Below are 2223 nucleotides of genomic sequence, written 5' to 3'. Positions count from 1 at the left end.
TCGATCCGCGTCACTATCGCGTCGATCTTGGCCGGGCGCCGCTGCTGCGGTTCGTGATCGCGCGCGAGCCCGGCAGCGGGCGCTGGCTGCTTTTGGAGCTGCTGCATCATTTGATCGGGGATCACACGACGCTGAAGGTGATGCATGCCGAGGTGCGGATGGTGCTGGCGGGACGCGCGCATGAGCTGATAGAACCACAGCCGTTCCGCACTCTGGTGGCGCAGGCACGGCTGGGTGTCGATGCAAAGGCACATCAAGAGTTCTTCCGGGCTATGCTGGCCGACATCGACGAGCCGACGATGCCGTTCGGGCTGAGCCAGGTGCATGGCGACGGCAGCGGGGTCGGCGAGGCGCATCGGATGCTGCCGCGGGTGCTCAACGATCGGCTGCGGGCCCAGGCGCGGCGGCTGGGGGTGAGCCTGGCAAGCCTGTGCCATCTAGCCTGGGGTCAGGTGGTGGCGCGCGGCAGCGGGCGCGAGCAGGTGGTGTTCGGCACGGTGCTGTTCGGCCGCATGCAAGCGGGTGCCGGCGCCGACCGGGCCATGGGCCTGTTCATCAACACCTTGCCTGTGCGGCTTGACCTGGACGGCACCGGGGTCGCGGCGAGCGTGCGCAGCACCCATGCACGGCTTTCCGAACTGCTGGCGCACGAGCATGCCTCGCTGGCGCTGGCGCAACGCTGCAGCGGCGTTGCCGCGCCGGCGCCGCTGTTCGGCGCGCTGTTGAACTACCGTCATACCACGCCGGCGGCCATGGCGGGCTCCGGAGCGATGGCCGGCTCCGGAACGGATGATGTGCTGTCGGGCATGGAATGGCTGGGTGGCGAGGAACGCACCAATTATCCGCTGAGCCTGTCGGTGGAGGATTATGGCGAGGCGCTCGGGCTGACGGCGCAGGTGGTGGAGCCAATCTGCGCCGATCGGGTCTGCGGCTACATGCAGCGGGCGCTCGAAGAACTGGCCGAGGCGCTGGAGCATGCGCCCGACACGCCGGTGCGCGAGCTCGACGTCCTGCCGGCCGATGAACGGGCCTATCTGCTGGAAGAGCTGAACCGGACGGCGGCGCCTTACCCCTCGGATATGTGCATCCATGAACTGTTCGAGGCGCAGGTGCGCCAGGCGCCGGACAGGGTTGCGGTGGTGCATGAGGCTGAAGAGCTGAGCTATGGCGAGCTCAACGCGCGCGCCAACCGGCTGGCCCATCACCTGATCGCAATGGGGGTGAGACCAGGGGATCGCGTTGCTACGGTACTGGACCGCTCTGTCGCGCTTGTGGTGGCGCAACTGGCAATTCTGAAGGCGGGGGGAGTTTATGTGCCGATCGATCGCGCTCTCCCATCCGGCCGACAGGAATGGCTGATCGCCGACTGTGCTGCACGCCTGGTGCTCGCCGGGACAGAGCAAGATAGTCTGGATGCTGCGAGACCTGTTCTGGCCATTGAGCCGCTCATGGCTGGGACAGGATGTAACGCCGATCCTGGGCTCTCATTGAGCGCCGAGGCGGCCGCCTACGTGATGTACACCTCCGGCTCGACCGGCCTTCCCAAGGGAGTTGTTGTTCCTCACCGTGCCGTCAACCGGCTCGTCATCAACAATGGCTATGCGCAGTTCAGCTCAAAAGATCGCGTGGCGTGGGTAGGCAATCCCACGTTTGATATCAGTACGCTGGAAGTCTGGGCACCGTTGCTACACGGCTCAAGCCTGGTTGTGATCCCCTACACTGATGTGCTGCAGCCGGAGATGCTGCGCAGCCTGATTCAGCAGCACCGCATTACGGTCCTGCATTTGACAGCCGGCTTGTTCAGCCAGAGCGTTGATGATCTGGGCTCGGTGCTGGCGAGTTTGCGGATTGTATTGGTCGGCGGTGATGCGGTTGATGTGGCAGCAGTGGCACGGCTTTTACGCCAGAACCGACCGCACCATCTCTTGCACTGCTACGGTCCGACCGAAACGACGACTTTTGCGGCAGTGTGCGAGATCACCGCGATCGATGAGACATTCGGCCGTCTCCCGATCGGCCGTCCGATCGCGAACACGCGGATCTACCTGCTGGACGATCATGGGGCACTGGTGCCGTTCGGGGCGGTGGGCGAGCTCTACATTGGCGGGGCAGGCGTGGCGCGCGGCTACCTGAACCGGCCCGAGCTGACGGCGCAGCGGTTCATCGCCAGCCCCTTTGTGGAGGGCGACCGTCTCTACCGGACCGGCGATCTGGCGCGCTACC

General features: G+C 65.5%; 1 protein-coding gene. It reads left to right on the top strand.

Going from position 1 to position 2223, the window contains the following annotated elements; genetic code table 11:
• Window positions 1-2223, top strand: a 2223-nt coding sequence (locus tag O7A70_RS33655) for a non-ribosomal peptide synthetase (protein ID WP_337144183.1), incomplete at both ends; no start/stop codon positions are given.

This window comes from Mesorhizobium sp. Cs1299R1N1, from assembly GCF_037179655.1.
In the GTDB taxonomy this organism is placed as follows: domain Bacteria; phylum Pseudomonadota; class Alphaproteobacteria; order Rhizobiales; family Rhizobiaceae; genus Mesorhizobium; species Mesorhizobium salmacidum.
Note: the sequence above shows the minus strand (reverse complement) of the source record. Positions and strands in the feature narration are given on the sequence as shown.